This window comes from Flavivirga eckloniae (genome assembly GCF_002886045.1).
GTDB lineage: Bacteria > Bacteroidota > Bacteroidia > Flavobacteriales > Flavobacteriaceae > Flavivirga > Flavivirga eckloniae.
On the sequence record NZ_CP025791.1, the window covers coordinates 3,741,104 to 3,756,976 of the forward strand.

Genomic DNA, 15,873 nt, shown 5'->3' on the forward strand with positions numbered 1-15,873 from the left:
CACAACAATAAATCGTATAAAAATGGAAAAAATTGAAGTTGGGATTATAGGAGGTGCTGGTTATACAGCAGGAGAGTTGGTGAGATTATTAGTATCGCATCCAAAAACGAATATTAATTTTGTATTCAGTACATCCAATGCTGGCAATAAAATTAGTCATATCCACCAGGATTTAGTGGGGACTTTAGATTTAAAATTTACAGACACCGTTAATCCAAATGTCGATGTATTGTTTTTGTGTTTAGGTCATGGTAATTCGGTGAAGTTTTTAGAGAACAATACGTTTTCGGACAGCACAAAGATTATCGATTTAGGAAACGATTTCAGATTAGAAAAAGATAAGGTTTTTGACGGTAAAAACTTTGTGTACGGTTTACCCGAATTACAAAAAGAAGCCATTAAATCTGCTAACTATATTGCTAATCCGGGATGTTTTGCAACAGCCATTCAATTAGCATTATTGCCATTAGCAGACAAGGATTTATTAAATAACGATGTGCATATTAATGCTGTAACCGGAGCCACAGGAGCAGGAACATCGTTATCGGCAACAACCCATTACACATGGCGAGATAATAACTTTTCGTATTACAAGCCATTTACGCATCAGCATTTAGGAGAAATAAATCAGTCCGTAAATCAGTTGCAAAACGATTTTTCTTCAGATATTTTGTTTATGCCAAACAGGGGGAATTTTTCAAGAGGCATTTTTGCAACCCTTTATACAGATTTTGAAGGCACCGTTGAAGAAGCCATCTCGATTTACAAAGATTTTTATAAAGATGCCAAGTTTACGTTTGTTTCAGATGCAACGATTCATTTAAAACAGGTGGTAAACACGAATAAATGCATCATACATTTACATAAGCATAATAATAAGTTGTTGATTACAAGTATAATTGATAACTTGTTAAAAGGAGCGTCTGGACAAGCTATTCAAAACATGAATTTAATGTTCGGACTAGAAGAAACCGAAGGGTTAAAGCTGAAGGGGACTTATTTTTAAAGGGCTCCCCTAATCCCTCCAAAGGAAGAGGGTTAAATGAATAAAAAATAATAACATAAAATAATAGCTTCTTGTCCCCCTTAGGAGAGGTTAAGAGAGGCCCATAGAAAACGATGAAAATAGCAATAATAGGAACAGGAAACTTAGGAAGTTCAATAGCAAAAGGACTCATTAACAATAAGTCTTTTACATCACTATATTTAAGTGATAAAAACACCTCGGCTGTTAAAGCTTTTAGTAATGAAGATTATGTAACACTAACAGATGATAATGTGTTGGCTGTTGAAGAATCCGACATGGTCATTTTCGCACTTCAACCTAAGCATATTGATGCTGTTTTAACTAGTGTTGCGCCGAAAATAACAGAAAATCATGTCATTATTTCTGTAGCAGCCGGAGTAGATATTCTAAGAATAGAAGGTATTATTGGAAGCGATAAAAATATCATCCGGGTCATGCCTAATACTGCGATCTCAATTGGTAAATCCATGACCTGTTTGTGTGCCAACGAAAAAGGACAGGAAAAGATAGGGTTAGCACAAAAAATATTTGATCAGTTGGGGACTACGATGGTAATTTCAGAAGACCTGGTGCAAGCTGCAACCGTTATATGTGCCAGTGGAATAGCCTTTTGGATGCGTTTGGCTCGTGCTACAACACAAGGCGCCATTCAATTAGGTTTTGAAGCCGAGCAAGCACACGAATTAGCTACACAAACATGCTACGGTGCTGCCAGTTTATTGATAGAATCCGGAAGACACCCGGAACAAGAAATTGATCGTGTAACCACACCAAGCGGTTGTACTATCGAAGGATTAAATGCGATGGAACACCAAGGGTTAAGCTCTGCTTTAATACAAGGTATAGTAGCTTCTTTCGAAAAAATTAACCAACTAAAAAAGAATTAAAATGCCATTATTTGACGTTTATCCATTATATAATGTAACACCCGTTTCTGGGAAAGATATTCTCGTTTATGACGACGAAGGAACCGAGTATTTAGATCTTTACGGAGGCCATGCCGTGATTTCTATCGGACATGCCCATCCTAATTATGTAGATGCTATTACCAATCAGGTTAATACCTTAGGGTTTTATTCAAACGCTATTCAAAATCCGTTACAGAAACAATTAGCAGATAAGCTTGAAGCACTTTCAGGGTGTAAGGATTATGAACTGTTTTTATGTAACTCTGGTGCAGAAGCTAATGAAAATGCGTTAAAATTAGCCTCTTTTAAAACAGGGAAAAAACGCGTTGTTGCATTTAGCAAAGGGTTTCATGGAAGAACATCGGCAGCCGTTGCAGCAACCGATAATAAAAATATCATTGCACCAATAAATGCACAACAAGCTGTAACAATTTTACCCTTAAATGATGTTGAAGGCGTTAAGGCGGAGTTGGAAAAAGGAGATGTTTGTGCTGTTATTGTAGAATTTATTCAAGGTATTGGAGGTTTAGATCAAGGAACAGTCGAATTTTTCGAACAAGTAGATAAACTGTGTAAAGCCAATAATACCATGTTTATTGCAGACGAAATTCAGTGTGGTTATGGACGTTCGGGTAAATTCTTTGCATTTCAGCATTATAATGTTACGCCAGATATTATTTCGATGGCAAAAGGTATGGGGAATGGTTTTCCAATAGGCGGGATTTTAATTCACCCGGATATCGAAGCCAAATATGGCATGCTAGGAACCACTTTTGGAGGCAACCATTTAGCATGCGCAGCAGGCTTAGCCGTTTTAAATACTATTGAAGAAGAAAACCTGATAGAAAACACAAATATCATTTCGGAGTATTTTGTTGAAAAGGCGAAAACAATTCCGCAGATAAAAAATATAAAAGGAAGAGGCTTAATGCTAGGTCTGGAATTCGATTTTGAAGTTGGAGACCTAAGAAAGAAACTCATTTATGATGAACATATTTTTACTGGTGGCGCAGCTAACAAAAAACTGTTAAGAATATTACCACCATTAACCATTAAAAAAGAACATGTAGATCAATTTTTTGAAACTCTTAAAAAGGTTTTAGAAGAAATACAAGAAACAGTTTAAACTATATATTATGAGATGTCTCAATCGTGCCTCATATCGACATGACAAAACAATATTAATAATATTGAGTCATTTCGACCAAAAGGAGAAATCACACAAGTAGCCAACACATAGCTAGGCTGAACACAGAGACTGTAAACTGAATACTGAATACTGATCACTGGAACACTGGAACAACTGAATACTGAACACTGAATACCAAATAAGATGAATACCCTATTATCCATAGAAAAAAGAAATGCCGTACTACTTAAAATGGCTGTGCTTTTAGAGCAAGAACGTCAGGCTATAATCGATATTAATAAAACCGATTTAGAAGCTTATAACGGTGACGATATTTCAATGTACGACAGGTTAAAAGTGGACGATGCCAAGGTAGACGAAATGATTGTAGCAGTAACACATTTAGCATCTCAAGAAGATCCTGTGGGTGTAGAACGTTTTAGTTTTAAGCATGAAAACGGCATGCAAGTTTATAACAAAACAGCATCGTTTGGAACAGTGTTAATTATTTACGAATCCAGACCAGATGTTACAGTTGAAGCAGCGGGTATTGCATTTAAATCAGGTAATAAGATATTACTTAAAGGTGGTAAAGAGTCCCTAAAATCAAACCTGAAAATTGTTGCCTTGTGGCACCAGGCTTTAAAAGATAATGAAGCCTCTACAGATTGGGTAGAGTATTTACAATTTAACAGAGCAGAAACACAAGCCTTTTTAGAAAAACCAACGCAGAATGTCGATTTAATAGTACCTCGTGGTGGCGAAAGACTAATCGCTTTTGTAAAGCAACATGCCACATGTCCGGTAATAATTAGTGGTCGCGGTAATAATTTTGTGTATGTACATCCAGAAGCAGACCAGCAAATCGCATTAGATCTGATTGTGAATGGAAAAACAGCCAAAATATCGGCGTGTAATGCTATTGATAAAGTATTAATCGATAAAGATTTGCCGAATAAAGAAGCCTTTGTTAAGAATTTAATATCAAAACTAAAGGAATTTGATGTTGAGGTTTTGGGAGATGAAGGTTTAACGGCTTTAGATGAGGTAAAACCAATTCCATCAGACGATATCTGGTTCGAAGAGTTTTTAGATTATAAAATTGCTATGGGAGAGATTACTTCTACCGAAGAGGCTATAGCAATGATAAATAAATATTCTGGTGGACATTCATCAGTTATTGTCACGACCAATGAAGGAGAAGCTAAGCTATTTATGGAAAATGTAGATAGTGCCGCTGTGTATCACAATGCTTCTTCCCGTTTTACAGATGGTGGTCAATTGGGATTAGGAGGCGAGCTAGCTATTAGTACAGATAAATTGCACCAAAGAGGGCCTATAGGCTTGCAACATTTGGTAACAAATAAATGGTATGTTCATGGTAATGGACAAACAAGATAGCCATGAAGAAAAAAAGAATATTACTAAAAATTGGGTCTAATACACTTACCAAAGAAACTAATAACATTTCTAGAGGTAAGATTGAAGATATTGCAAACCAGATAGCAAAATTACAGGATACCTGTGAGTTTATTATTGTAAGTTCTGGAGCTATTGCCGTGGCAAAACAGTTTGTAAAGCTGGAAAGTAAGCAAAAAGATGTTTTTGTAAAGCAAGCCTTGGCATCTATAGGTCAGCCCCATCTTATAAGAATATATCAGGAGATTTTTAGAGAATATGGATTGTTAACATCACAATGTTTATTATCGTATTCAGACTTTGAAAAACAAGAGAGTAAAACCAATATTGTAAATACCATTAACGTACTCGTTAACAATAGTTATGTACCTATTATTAATGAAAATGATACCGTGGCAACCGATGAAATTAAATTTGGAGATAACGATAAATTAGGAGCGCTCACGGCCTCGCTTTTAAATGCCGACTTGTTTATAATAGCAACCAATACAAACGGTATTTATACCAAAGAATCCATAGAAAATGGAACCCCAAAAACCATAGAACTAGTTGAAGACTTTAATCAATTAAAGAATCAGGTCGTAAACTCTAAATCTACTCATGGTACAGGTGGCATGCAATCTAAAATAGATGCCATTTCAGTAGCAAAACAATCGAACGTAGAAACATGGATTGTAAACGGATTAGAAGATAATTTTATAACGAATGCTTTCGAAAATAAGATTCCGTTTACCAAAATAAAATAATAGAATAAAGTAGACCTGTTAGGTTTTTAAAACCTGACAAGTCTAAAAGAAATAACAACTATTAAACAATGAAACATTACACCTCCATACACGATATAGACGACATAAATTCGTGGATAGCAGATGCTAAAGCCTTAAAGCAAGCCCCTTTACAAGATGTAACCTTAGGAAAAGACAAAACCATTGGGTTATTGTTCTTTAATTCAAGCTTGCGTACCCGCTTAAGTACACAAAAGGCGGCATTGAATTTAGGCATGAATCCTATCGTTATGAATGTGTCTGGGGATGCATGGGGTATCGAATTTGGAGATGGTACCGTTATGGATGGTAATACTGCAGAACATATAAAGGAAGCCGCAGCTGTAGTGTCGCAATATTGTGATATTATTGCAGTAAGAGCATTTCCAACCTTAACAGATAAAACAAAAGACGAAAGCGAGCAGGTTTTAAAGTCGTTTGTTACATACGCATCAGTGCCTATAGTAAATATGGAGAGTGCTACCGGACATCCCTTACAAGGGTTAACCGATGCGCTAACCATTTCGGAACACGCTAAAGTAGCAAAACCAAAAGTTGTGCTAAGTTGGGCACCGCATGTAAAAACTTTGCCCCATGCCGTGGCAAATAGTTTTGTACAAGCCATGCAAAAAATGGATGTTGAGTTTGTAATTACCCATCCCGAAGGTTACGATTTAAATCCAGAGATTACAGGTAATACACCTATCATTTATAATCAGGAAGAAGCGTTTGCAAATGCCGATTTTGTATATACCAAAAACTGGTGTTCGTATTCAGATTATGGGAAAATTTTAAGCGAAGACCCTAACTGGATGATTACCAAAGAAAAATTAGGAGATGCTAAATTTATGCACTGCTTACCAGTAAGACGAAATGTAGTAGTAGAAGACGCTGTTTTAGATAGTGATAGTTCGTTGGTTATTCAACAGGCTAATAACAGAACCTATGCAGCTCAATTAGTACTTAAAAAATTATTGGAAAATTTATAACAGATTATCGAGTCACGTATGTCACACTGAGTCTTTCGACTACGCTCAAGATAAACTAAAATTGAAATGTCAGGTTGAGTATTTCGGCTCCGTTTAAGACAGGCTAAAGTCGAAATCTAAATTAATAGAATAAATTAAAATGGAAAAACTATCCATAGTAAAAATAGGAGGCAACATCATTGAAGACGAAGCATCTTTAACAGCCTTTTTAAAACTGTTTTCCAATTTAGAAGGGAAAAAAATCCTAGTACACGGAGGTGGTAAGCGTGCCACATCAATGGCATCCAAATTAGGTATAGCATCTAAAATGATAAACGGCAGACGTATTACCGATGCCGATACCTTGGAAGTAATCACTATGGTTTATGGCGGTTTAGTTAATAAAAATATAGTTGCCAAATTACAAGCCTTAAATACCGATGCTATTGGTTTAACAGGAGCCGATATAAATAGCATTGCATCAGATATTAGACCCGTAAAAGAAATCGATTTTGGCTTTGTTGGCGATGTTAAACAAGTAGCACACGAATCTATCGATAAGCTAATTCAAGCTAATTTTACACCCGTTTTTTGTGCCATTACGCACGATGGTAAGGGACAATTACTAAATACGAATGCAGACACTATAGCGTCGCAAGTCGCAGTAGGGATGAGCCATTTATACGAAACATCCATTTATTATTGTTTTGAGTTAAACGGTGTTTTAGAAGATATTAATGATAAAAATTCGGTTGTAAAACACATCGACTCAGAGAAATATAAAGACCTATTGGAAAAAGGGATTATAGCCGATGGGATGCTACCCAAACTGCATAATTGTTTTGAAGCCCTAAATAATGGCGTAGGCAAAATTAATATGGGAAATACATCTATGTTAACCCAGGAAAATGATAATTTTACAACCATAACTTTATAACATGACGCAACAGGACTTAACTAACGATGCCATATCGCTTTTAAAAAAGTTGATAGAAACGCAGTCGTTTTCTTCAGAAGAAGATCAAACTGCTTTGCATATAGAAGATTGGTTTAAGCGCAATAATATTGATTACAAAAGAACGCAAAACAATGTTTGGGCAGTAAACAAGTATTTTGATGAAAGTAAGCCAACACTGTTGCTAAATTCACATCACGATACCGTAAAGCCAAACAGTGCCTACACCAGAGATCCGTTTAAAGCTAGTGTAGAGGACGGTAAACTGTATGGTTTAGGGAGTAATGATGCAGGAGGATGTTTAGTAGCTTTAATTGCCACATTTACTTATTTCTATAGTCAAGACGATTTAAAATATAACCTGGTTCTCGTTGCTTCTGCAGAAGAAGAAAGCAGTGGACCAAACGGATTAAATAGTATGTTGGCCGTTATACCAAGGGTAGATGTAGCTATAGTTGGAGAACCAACACTCATGAATTTGGCAGTAGCTGAAAAGGGTCTGGTGGTTTTTGATGCTGTAATTTCAGGAACGCCAAGTCATGCAGCACATCCTAACGATAATAATGCTATTTACAATACCATTGATGTATTACAGTGGTTTAAAGATTTTAAATTCGAAAAAGGATCAGAAGCATTAGGAGACGTAAAGCTAACCGTTACACAAATCAATGCTGGTAAACAACACAATGTAGTTCCGGGACATGTAGATTTAGTTATCGATGTTCGTGTAAATGATGCTTATAGTAATGCCGAGATTGCAGAAATATTACAAGAGCAATCACCATGTACAAGCATTACGCCACGTAGTTTACGTTTAAATTCGTCATGTATTCCTGTAGATCACGATTTAGTTAAAGCTGGAATAGCTATTGGTAGAACGACCTATGGCTCACCAACACTATCAGATCAAGCCGTATTAACATGTCCGTCGTTAAAATTAGGACCAGGCGATAGTACACGTTCGCATTCGGCAGATGAGTTTATTTATGTGAATGAGATTGAGGAAGGGGTTAAGATTTATATAGAATTGTTGAATCGTGTAATCGTTTAGCACATTGAAACGGACTGTCACCCTGAGTTCTGTCGAAGGGTCTCAAATATAACTGAAAGAATTATAGAAAATAATAATTAAAAATGAAGGCAGAGATTTCTGCCTTCGCAGAAATTTAACATGAAACTCTGGGACAAAGGAATATCAATAGATAAAAAAATAGAGCAATTTACTGTTGGAAACGATAGAGAGATAGATATTCATATAGCAAAGTACGATGTCATAGCATCTAAAGCACATGCTAAAATGCTTCAAAAAGTGGGTATTATAACTGTTGAAGAATTAGTTGAATTGCTTGGCGGATTAAAAACCTTAGAAGATCAGATTAAAAACGGAACGTTTGTTATCGATCCTCAGTTTGAAGATGTACATTCAAAAATAGAATTCGAACTCACTAAATCTTTAGGAGAAGTCGGTAAAAAGATCCACACAGCACGTTCCAGAAACGATCAGGTTTTAGTGGCATTACACCTGTATTATAAAGAGAACCTGGGGATAGTAAAAGAAAAAACAAAAGCTTTTTTTGATACGCTTTTGGAACTAGCCGAAACCCACAAAGACAAAGTACTACCAGGATATACCCATTTACAAGTCGCTATGCCATCATCATTCGGACTTTGGTTCTCAGCCTATGCCGAGCAGATGATAGACGATGTATACCTGCTAAACGCAGCTATTCAAACCGTAGATCAAAATCCGTTGGGATCTGCTGCAGGTTATGGAAGTTCATTCCCTATAGATAGAGAATTAACGACCAAGGAAATGGACTTTTCTACTCTAAAATATAATGTAGTAGCAGCACAAATGAGTCGTGGAAAAAGTGAGCGAACCATAGCAGTAAGTTTGGGGAGTTTATGTAATACCATGTCTCGTTTTGCGATGGATGCCTGTTTGTATATGAGTCAGAATTTCGGGTTTATTTCCTTTCCAGATGAGTTAACCACGGGAAGTAGTATTATGCCTCATAAAAAGAATCCGGATGTATTTGAATTAATTAGAGGAAAGTGTAATAAAATACAAGCCTTGCAAAGCGAAATGGTTTTAATAACTAACAATTTACCTAGTGGTTATCACAGGGATTTTCAGCTGTTAAAAGAAAACATTATTGCCGCTTTTGAAGAAGTAAAAGATATTCTGGATATTTTCAATTACTCCATGCAGCAAATTATTGTAAAAGATGTCGACATTAACAGCGACCTGTATAAATACTTGTTTACTGTAGATAATATAAACACGTTGGTAGTGGAAGGACAAAGCTTTAGAGAAGCTTACCAAAAAATAGGTGGACAAGTACAAGATGGAACCTATGTTCCGGATACCTCTAAGCATCATACACATGTGGGAAGTATCCATAATTTATGCTTAGATAAGATACGCGATAAATTTCCGGATTAAATAAATTTACTTAAAATCCTGTCGTTTTTTGCAGGATAAAATATAAACGAGGAGCAATCTCATTTTGATGAGGTTGCTCCTCGTTTTTCGTTTACATTAGAAACTCTTACTTAAACATGTAACTATTTGATTTATAGTTTAAAAAAAAGCCCCCTGCTCAATAGGGGAATTTTCCCCTAATTATATTCCTTTGTTTTTGTTGTAGTAAAAATCCTATACATTTGTTTTGTGTTCTACTATGTAATTGCTCATCACAACAGTTATTTGCCTATTGGTGAGAGATTTGGTATAACAATACGAAGTAAAATATTAAAACTAATAACTATTAATTTAAAATGACAAAATCATGAAAAACAAAAATGTAGAAAGCGATGGAAGTTTTGATTATTTAAACCTTAAGGAAATAATAGATCCGCTAAAAGCCGAGAAAATCATTAGTAGTACTCAAATGAAAAATTGGCAGGAAAAATCTAAAGTAAAACAATTCCCCAATAAAATATCTAAACAAGTTATTCCTATCGATTTTGCTCATTACCAAATGGCTATTGTCACTAAGGTAGAGCCTAATGTTCTTGTGGATACTCACATGCACGAAGAGCCCGTGTTTCGTTATGTTATAGAAGGCGAATTTAAACTAAATGGCATGCTTCATAAAGCAGGTGATTGGGTATTAGTACCATCAAGGACACCTTACCGTGTCGTTAGTGAAAAGGGTTATACCGTATTTTCAGAGTATGGAGATAAGTGCGGTTCTCCTCATGATCTGGCAGTTAAAAATTTAGAAGTTCAAGCCGCTAGGCAATAATAAATACTGATTAATCTGAGTGATAGAAATGGATGGTTTTAATCTATCATAAATTGCCGTAATCATTTCTAAAATAATATAAATCGGAATCTAAAATCATTCAAATGGTTTTTAGGTTCCTTTTTTTGTTTATGACGTATTTTGCTGCTGTCTGGGTTTACAAATAAAATGGTGAATCTAGATAAAATGGTTACGTTATAAATTTCCTAAATAAACTAAATTAACCATAAATATTAATTAAATTAGAACCTATATTAAGTCCATAAATTAAATAGGTTTTAAAATGAAAAAACAATACATATTTCTTAGTCTGTGTGTTATACTATATTCAATAAGTTTTGCGCAAACAGGAAAAGTATTTGATAAACTATCACATACCAGTAAAATTTTAAAGGGCGACCGAAATTTTGCCATTTATTTACCACCAGATTACGAAACGTCTCAAAGAGATTATCCGGTTTTGTACTTGCTACATGGTGCTGGCGATGATCAAACAGGTTGGGTTCAGTTTGGAGAAGTGCTCCATATAACAGATAAGGCTATTAAGGAAGGTAAAGCCACACCAATGATTATCGTAATGCCAGACGCTTACACGAATCGTATCGGGTATTTTAATGACATTAGAGGGGATTGGGATTACGAAGATTATTTTTTTAAGGAACTCATGCCATATGTGGAAACCAATTACCGTATAAAGCAAGAAAAGAGATATAGAGCAGTAGCAGGTCTATCAATGGGTGGCGGCGGCTCATTTATGTACGCATTGCGTCATCCTGAATTATTTTCATCAGCATGTCCGTTAAGTGCTTATGTTGGTCCAAAATCGATTGAAGAAGTTAAAAATATGGCAAAACGGTATTATAATTACAAAGCTAGTGACGCCGAAGCTCAGGAATATCTATCAAATTATAGTGCTTTGTCACTTATAGAATCAATGACTAAGAAAGACATAGAATCTATAAAATGGTATATCGATTGTGGTGATGACGATTTTTTATATGAAGGAAATAGCCTGGTACACATTGCACTTCGTAAAAAGAAGGTGCATCATGAGTTTAGAATTAGAGATGGGGGACATACCTGGACGTATTGGAGAACAGCACTTCCGGAGGTACTGGAGTTTGTATCTAATACGTTTCATCAGAAGTAATAAGGAATTATTAAATGCTTTATATTAATAATAGTTGTTTGAATGAATGAAAACTTATTAGCGACTTTAATTTTACTGTTATATTTCTCTCCTTTATTCTATCAGTTGATTTTTGTTATTAAAGAAAGAAAGCGAGGAAATAGAAAACCATTCAAAAAACTTTTAAAATTCACAAAGTATACTTTTGCTATTTTAATTCCACTTTTAGCTGTATTTGCAATTATAAGTCACACGAATTATTTAAACTACGAAAAACCAATTACTTTCGATAAATATGAGCAAATTACATTCGAGAACTTTAGAGGGCTAGAATTTTTTAAAAAGTCACTTTATGGAAATACCAGATTTGCATACGTTGTAACCACAATTGAAAGTGATATCGAAGACAATTCAGTAACCGTTCAATCTCTATTTCATCCCTCACGTTCTTTTGTTTACAACAAGCATACGAACAGTAAGGAGCTTTTAAATCACGAAAAATATCACATAAAAATAACAGAGTTGTACGCTCGCAAGGCACGAGAGAAAATATCTAATTTAAATACTTTTGAGAAAGATAAAATTAATGATATTATTAGGGACATTAAAAAAGAAGAAAGGTCATTCCAAAAAGAATATGACTTCAACACTTTTCACAGCTATGTTTTAAGTGAACAAAAAAGATATGAGAAAGAAGTTGATAGTTTATTAAATTTACTCGCGATATTTGAAAACCCAAAAATTATAATTAAAAATGAAAATTAAGACCTTCCTTTTTGCCTTAGTATGCTTAACATTGACCAACTGTGAAACAGAGAAGCATAAGTTTCCTATTAATAAAAGGTATTGGGATACCAATGATTATGATGAAGTGATACTAGAACTAAGGTTTGGTTATGAAGACGACGAAAAGAAACCAACTTTTGATAATCCCGAACAGAGGATAATTGTTGAAAAGTTAACAGATGAACAGAATTACAAGATTGTTCTTGATGATAATGAATTAGGATTGAATCATCGAAATAGTGTTGCAACCGAATTTTTTGAGCATTGGAAAGATATGACTCAAATTTATCAAGCAACCGACCGTAAAGACAAGTATTTATACGATAAAGAAATGTTGGCTGTTTGGCATTTTGGTTTAGGATTACAACTTAAATATTTTAAATTAGGAAATGACCGGATAATTGAAAATGCTGACGATCCAAATTCGTTAAGCATTAAAAATATAATTAATTCTAACGTTAAAACTATAATCAATAATTATATAATTTATCTGGATGAGATAAATAACGAAGATGCATTTACAGAAGACGGAAAGAATAAACTTGCCGGAGGTATTGATAAATACTTTTCTGAATTGATTACACTCTATCCAGATGCCAATTATAGTGGAATGAAAAAGAAGGCCGAATTAATGTTAAATAAAAGTCAATCAGATAAAGTCAAGGCTTCATTAAATAAATTAATTGAATTAATCAATTCAAAAGAAACAGAAAACGAATTGTAGTATAGAGCATTTAAACAACTTAGTTTAATACCTTATCCAGAATGGAAACTAAAATATTAAATGGAATGTTCTAGTACAAACTTAATAACGATTACGCCAATTGGTCAAAGAAGAAATATATTTCAATTTAAATTTGGTAAACTTTTTTATCATTTCTGGATTGATTCAAAATTTCATACTAGCAGGAATTCTGTTTTTTAGAAAAAGGGATAAACTTTTAGCGAACAGATTTTTAGCGATAACAATATTTATTGTCAATTTACATCTAACCTATTTAATGGTTCTGGATACTAACCTTGACAATTCCTCACCTTTCTTACTTTGGGTGCCTTATTCGTATCTAACAGCTGTAGGTCCGCTAATCTTTTTTTATACAAGAGCTTATACCGACACAGGTTTCAATATTTCAAGCATACACATTAAACACTTTTTTCCATTAATTGCCGAAGTTGGTGTACAAATAATCATGATAGCATATGGTATTTGGAACAATCAACTCTTTTACAATACACCACTATATTTTTATTTAACACCACTGTTTTATATATGGACGGCTGGTTCTATTTTTTACTATTTGCGTCTCTCTCTTAAGGTTATCAATAATCACGAAATTTGGGTGTTGAAAAATTTCTCTAACCTTAAAGAAATAACGCTTAAATGGTTAAGAAAATTAATTGTTTATTATCGTTTATTATGGATAGTTTGGGTGCCCTTTGTTACTGTGTTTTTATTATTTTTTAGATTTCAGTTACTACATTTTATTATTGTTCTGATACTTTATTTTTTAATGCTTGTTTTAACATACCTTACCTTTTGGATAGGATTGGAAGGTTTGGGACGCGGAAATTTTATCTTTATAAATCAGAATAGAGGGAAAACAAAGAATAAGAATTTCACGAATCTCACAGAAAAAAATATACAAGATTATATTGAAAGAATAACTCAACTTATGACTGTAGAAAAGATATACTTGAATGAAAATTTAAATCTTACTGAGTTTGCATGGTATCTTAAAGCAGACTCCAATCTAGTTTCGTTTATCTTGAATAACCACTTAAATAATAATTTTTACGACTTTGTGAATCGTTATAGAATTGAAGAAGTAAAAAATAAATTGAACGACCCCACTTGTAATCACCTTACCTTATTAGGGATAGCGCTTGATTCTGGTTTCAACTCAAAGACTACATTTAATAGGGTGTTTAAACAGGTTACAGGAAGTACACCCACAGAATTTCAGAAAACTATTCCAAATAAGAATTAAAAAATAGGTTCCATCCCTCATATTGGGACGCTTTCAAATGATACATTTTGTTGTTTTGGACTATATATTTAAATCGAAACAATAAATGATGAAGAAACTAATATTAATTCTATTTACACTTTCCGCTTTTATTAGCAATGGGCAAATAGAAAAAAGCAAGAAAGAAGAAGACCTGATAAAAAAAATTTTAACCGACCCTTCTTCCGAAGAAATACAAGAAGTCCTTTTTGATCTCAGAAAGCAAGACCTATCTCCTAAAAATGTTGTTATTCAAGACTCAATGCAACTTTCAAATACAAATATACTATACATAATATCTCATGAAGTAAATGGTAGCACACATTATGGAGCAGTGATTATTCCAAATCGAGATCATCTCAAAAAGTTGCCAGTAATTGTCTTTGCAACTGGAGGAGATGGTATGCACAATCAATTTGATATCACTCAAGATTTTAATCATAATGCAGCCCAGTTTCCGAGTTTCTTAGGAGAAGAACTTGATAAGGAATTTATTGTTGTAATACCATCATTTAGAGGGCAACAAATGATAATTGGGGATAAAAAATATCAATCTGGAGGAGACATTGGAGATGCATTTGATGGAGCAACAACCGATGCACTATCATTTTTAAATGTTAGTATAAAAACATTCAGTCAGATAGATGCAAGCCGCATAGCAATTTATGGAGGAAGCAGAGGGGGAGCAGTAGCACTGTTAGCCTCTGCACGAGATAAGCGGATAAAAAGAGCGATTGTAGTTGCGACGCCTACAGATATGAAAAAGTTATATTTATTATATTCAGAACAGTTTAAATTGTTGTTTTTTAATGATTTATTAATTGGAAAGATAACAGAAAAGGAGGCCAGAAGAAAGTTTATATCTATGTCTCCAATCCACTTCATTAAACAATTACCCATGGTACAACTACATCATGATAAAAATGATCCATTTGTACCTGTAGAATTCGCAAAAATACTAATAGAAGGTATGAAAACAGATAAAAAAACTATTGATTCTTATTTTTATAATGAAGGAATTCATGGATTCTGGAATGACAAAAACTATTGGAAGCGAGTACAAGATTTTATTCGACCATTGTCTGATTAGTATTTACGAGTGATAATCTAAAACTAAGAACACTCACTACAATAACCAGATATTAATCCATTAAAAGTTTCAGAGGTATAACCTTTGGGTAGTGAAACATCTATTTCATTTTTTAGGCACTCTACTTTTCCACATGTAAGGCACTTAAAATGGAAATGGTTATGTGTATGTTGCTTTTTTTCTTTATCACAATTTAAACAAAGGGCAAAATACTGCTTGCCATCATCACCAATAATCTTATGTACCAGTCCATCCTCACTAAATCTGTTTAGAACACGGTAAATAGTTGCCCGATCAATTTTCGAACTTAATTTGCCTTGTAACATCTCATGATTTAAAGCAGAATTTGAATCTTTTAAGATGCTTAAAATTTCTTCTTGCGATGCAGTTTTTCTTCTTTTCATAATTTATTAATGCGATGCTGTTGCAATAAATTGAATT

Annotated in this window: 16 protein-coding genes; 15 read left to right on the forward strand and 1 reads right to left on the reverse strand. The window is 34.1% G+C overall.

What is annotated here, in order from left to right; all coding sequences use genetic code 11:
- The first annotated feature begins 22 nt into the window (after positions 1-22).
- The 15 genes from argC (at position 23) to C1H87_RS15605 (ending at position 15,432) form a co-directional block, all read left to right on the forward strand.
- Positions 23-1,006 (forward strand): N-acetyl-gamma-glutamyl-phosphate reductase, encoded by a 984-nt coding sequence (argC, locus tag C1H87_RS15535; RefSeq protein WP_102756690.1) that lies wholly within the window; start codon positions 23-25, stop codon positions 1,004-1,006.
- Positions 1,007-1,119: 113 nt separating this feature from the next.
- Positions 1,120-1,914, forward strand: coding sequence for a pyrroline-5-carboxylate reductase (proC, locus tag C1H87_RS15540; RefSeq protein WP_102756691.1), 795 nt, complete (start codon positions 1,120-1,122; stop codon positions 1,912-1,914).
- Between the two features lies 1 nt (position 1,915).
- Positions 1,916-3,061 carry an aspartate aminotransferase family protein gene (locus C1H87_RS15545; protein WP_102756692.1) on the forward strand — a complete coding sequence of 382 codons (1,146 nt, stop codon included), beginning with the start codon at positions 1,916-1,918 and terminating at the stop codon, positions 3,059-3,061.
- Between the two features lie 207 nt (positions 3,062-3,268).
- Entirely contained in the window at positions 3,269-4,465 is a 1,197-nt protein-coding gene (locus C1H87_RS15550) for a glutamate-5-semialdehyde dehydrogenase (RefSeq protein ID WP_102756693.1), read from the forward strand.
- 2 nt (positions 4,466-4,467) lie between these two features.
- Entirely contained in the window at positions 4,468-5,229 is a 762-nt protein-coding gene (proB, locus tag C1H87_RS15555; RefSeq protein WP_102756694.1) for a glutamate 5-kinase, read from the forward strand.
- Between the two features lie 68 nt (positions 5,230-5,297).
- Positions 5,298-6,236, forward strand: coding sequence for an N-acetylornithine carbamoyltransferase (locus C1H87_RS15560; RefSeq protein ID WP_102756695.1), 939 nt, complete (start codon positions 5,298-5,300; stop codon positions 6,234-6,236).
- Between the two features lie 139 nt (positions 6,237-6,375).
- Positions 6,376-7,152, forward strand: a complete 777-nt coding sequence (gene argB / locus C1H87_RS15565) for an acetylglutamate kinase (RefSeq protein ID WP_102756696.1) — start codon at positions 6,376-6,378, stop codon at positions 7,150-7,152.
- 1 nt (position 7,153) lies between these two features.
- Positions 7,154-8,221 carry a M20 family metallo-hydrolase gene (locus tag C1H87_RS15570; protein WP_102756697.1) on the forward strand — a complete coding sequence of 356 codons (1,068 nt, stop codon included), beginning with the start codon at positions 7,154-7,156 and terminating at the stop codon, positions 8,219-8,221.
- Positions 8,222-8,341: 120 nt separating this feature from the next.
- The gene (argH, locus tag C1H87_RS15575; protein WP_102756698.1) at positions 8,342-9,616 is read left to right on the forward strand and encodes an argininosuccinate lyase; all 1,275 of its coding nucleotides are present in this window, start codon (positions 8,342-8,344) and stop codon (positions 9,614-9,616) included.
- A gap of 346 nt (positions 9,617-9,962) precedes the next feature.
- A complete protein-coding gene (locus tag C1H87_RS15580; RefSeq protein ID WP_102756699.1) occupies positions 9,963-10,421 on the forward strand; it encodes a cupin domain-containing protein in 459 nt (152 codons plus the stop codon).
- 283 nt (positions 10,422-10,704) lie between these two features.
- Complete coding sequence (locus C1H87_RS15585; protein WP_102756700.1) at positions 10,705-11,571, forward strand: alpha/beta hydrolase; 867 nt, start codon at positions 10,705-10,707, stop codon at positions 11,569-11,571.
- A gap of 42 nt (positions 11,572-11,613) precedes the next feature.
- Entirely contained in the window at positions 11,614-12,315 is a 702-nt protein-coding gene (locus C1H87_RS15590; RefSeq protein WP_102756701.1) for a hypothetical protein, read from the forward strand.
- The gene (locus C1H87_RS15595; protein WP_102756702.1) at positions 12,305-13,060 is read left to right on the forward strand and encodes a hypothetical protein; all 756 of its coding nucleotides are present in this window, start codon (positions 12,305-12,307) and stop codon (positions 13,058-13,060) included. The genes C1H87_RS15590 and C1H87_RS15595 overlap by 11 nt, the downstream gene beginning before the upstream one ends.
- Positions 13,061-13,337: 277 nt before the next feature.
- Complete coding sequence (locus C1H87_RS15600) at positions 13,338-14,324, forward strand: AraC family transcriptional regulator (protein ID WP_102756703.1); 987 nt, start codon at positions 13,338-13,340, stop codon at positions 14,322-14,324.
- Between the two features lie 85 nt (positions 14,325-14,409).
- A complete protein-coding gene (locus C1H87_RS15605) occupies positions 14,410-15,432 on the forward strand; it encodes an alpha/beta hydrolase family protein (RefSeq protein ID WP_102756704.1) in 1,023 nt (340 codons plus the stop codon).
- A 23-nt stretch (positions 15,433-15,455) separates the two neighbouring features.
- On the opposite strand, the gene C1H87_RS15610 is transcribed toward C1H87_RS15605, so the two are convergent.
- Complete coding sequence (locus C1H87_RS15610; protein WP_102756705.1) at positions 15,456-15,836, reverse strand: Fur family transcriptional regulator; 381 nt, start codon at positions 15,834-15,836, stop codon at positions 15,456-15,458.
- Between the last annotated feature and the right edge of the window lie 37 nt (positions 15,837-15,873).

What these genes read in the sequence shown, in the direction of transcription:
- argC (WP_102756690.1), top strand. Translation starts at nt 23, where the DNA reads ATGGAAAAAATTGAAGTTGGGATTATAGGAGGTGCTGGTTATACAGCA.
- proC (WP_102756691.1), top strand. Translation starts at nt 1,120, where the DNA reads ATGAAAATAGCAATAATAGGAACAGGAAACTTAGGAAGTTCAATAGCA.
- C1H87_RS15545 (WP_102756692.1), top strand. Translation starts at nt 1,916, where the DNA reads ATGCCATTATTTGACGTTTATCCATTATATAATGTAACACCCGTTTCT.
- C1H87_RS15550 (WP_102756693.1), top strand. Translation starts at nt 3,269, where the DNA reads ATGAATACCCTATTATCCATAGAAAAAAGAAATGCCGTACTACTTAAA.
- proB (WP_102756694.1), top strand. Translation starts at nt 4,468, where the DNA reads ATGAAGAAAAAAAGAATATTACTAAAAATTGGGTCTAATACACTTACC.
- C1H87_RS15560 (WP_102756695.1), top strand. Translation starts at nt 5,298, where the DNA reads ATGAAACATTACACCTCCATACACGATATAGACGACATAAATTCGTGG.
- argB (WP_102756696.1), top strand. Translation starts at nt 6,376, where the DNA reads ATGGAAAAACTATCCATAGTAAAAATAGGAGGCAACATCATTGAAGAC.
- C1H87_RS15570 (WP_102756697.1), top strand. Translation starts at nt 7,154, where the DNA reads ATGACGCAACAGGACTTAACTAACGATGCCATATCGCTTTTAAAAAAG.
- argH (WP_102756698.1), top strand. Translation starts at nt 8,342, where the DNA reads ATGAAACTCTGGGACAAAGGAATATCAATAGATAAAAAAATAGAGCAA.
- C1H87_RS15580 (WP_102756699.1), top strand. Translation starts at nt 9,963, where the DNA reads ATGAAAAACAAAAATGTAGAAAGCGATGGAAGTTTTGATTATTTAAAC.
- C1H87_RS15585 (WP_102756700.1), top strand. Translation starts at nt 10,705, where the DNA reads ATGAAAAAACAATACATATTTCTTAGTCTGTGTGTTATACTATATTCA.
- C1H87_RS15590 (WP_102756701.1), top strand. Translation starts at nt 11,614, where the DNA reads ATGAATGAAAACTTATTAGCGACTTTAATTTTACTGTTATATTTCTCT.
- C1H87_RS15595 (WP_102756702.1), top strand. Translation starts at nt 12,305, where the DNA reads ATGAAAATTAAGACCTTCCTTTTTGCCTTAGTATGCTTAACATTGACC.
- C1H87_RS15600 (WP_102756703.1), top strand. Translation starts at nt 13,338, where the DNA reads ATGGTTCTGGATACTAACCTTGACAATTCCTCACCTTTCTTACTTTGG.
- C1H87_RS15605 (WP_102756704.1), top strand. Translation starts at nt 14,410, where the DNA reads ATGATGAAGAAACTAATATTAATTCTATTTACACTTTCCGCTTTTATT.
- C1H87_RS15610 (WP_102756705.1), bottom strand. Translation starts at nt 15,836, where the DNA reads ATGAAAAGAAGAAAAACTGCATCGCAAGAAGAAATTTTAAGCATCTTA.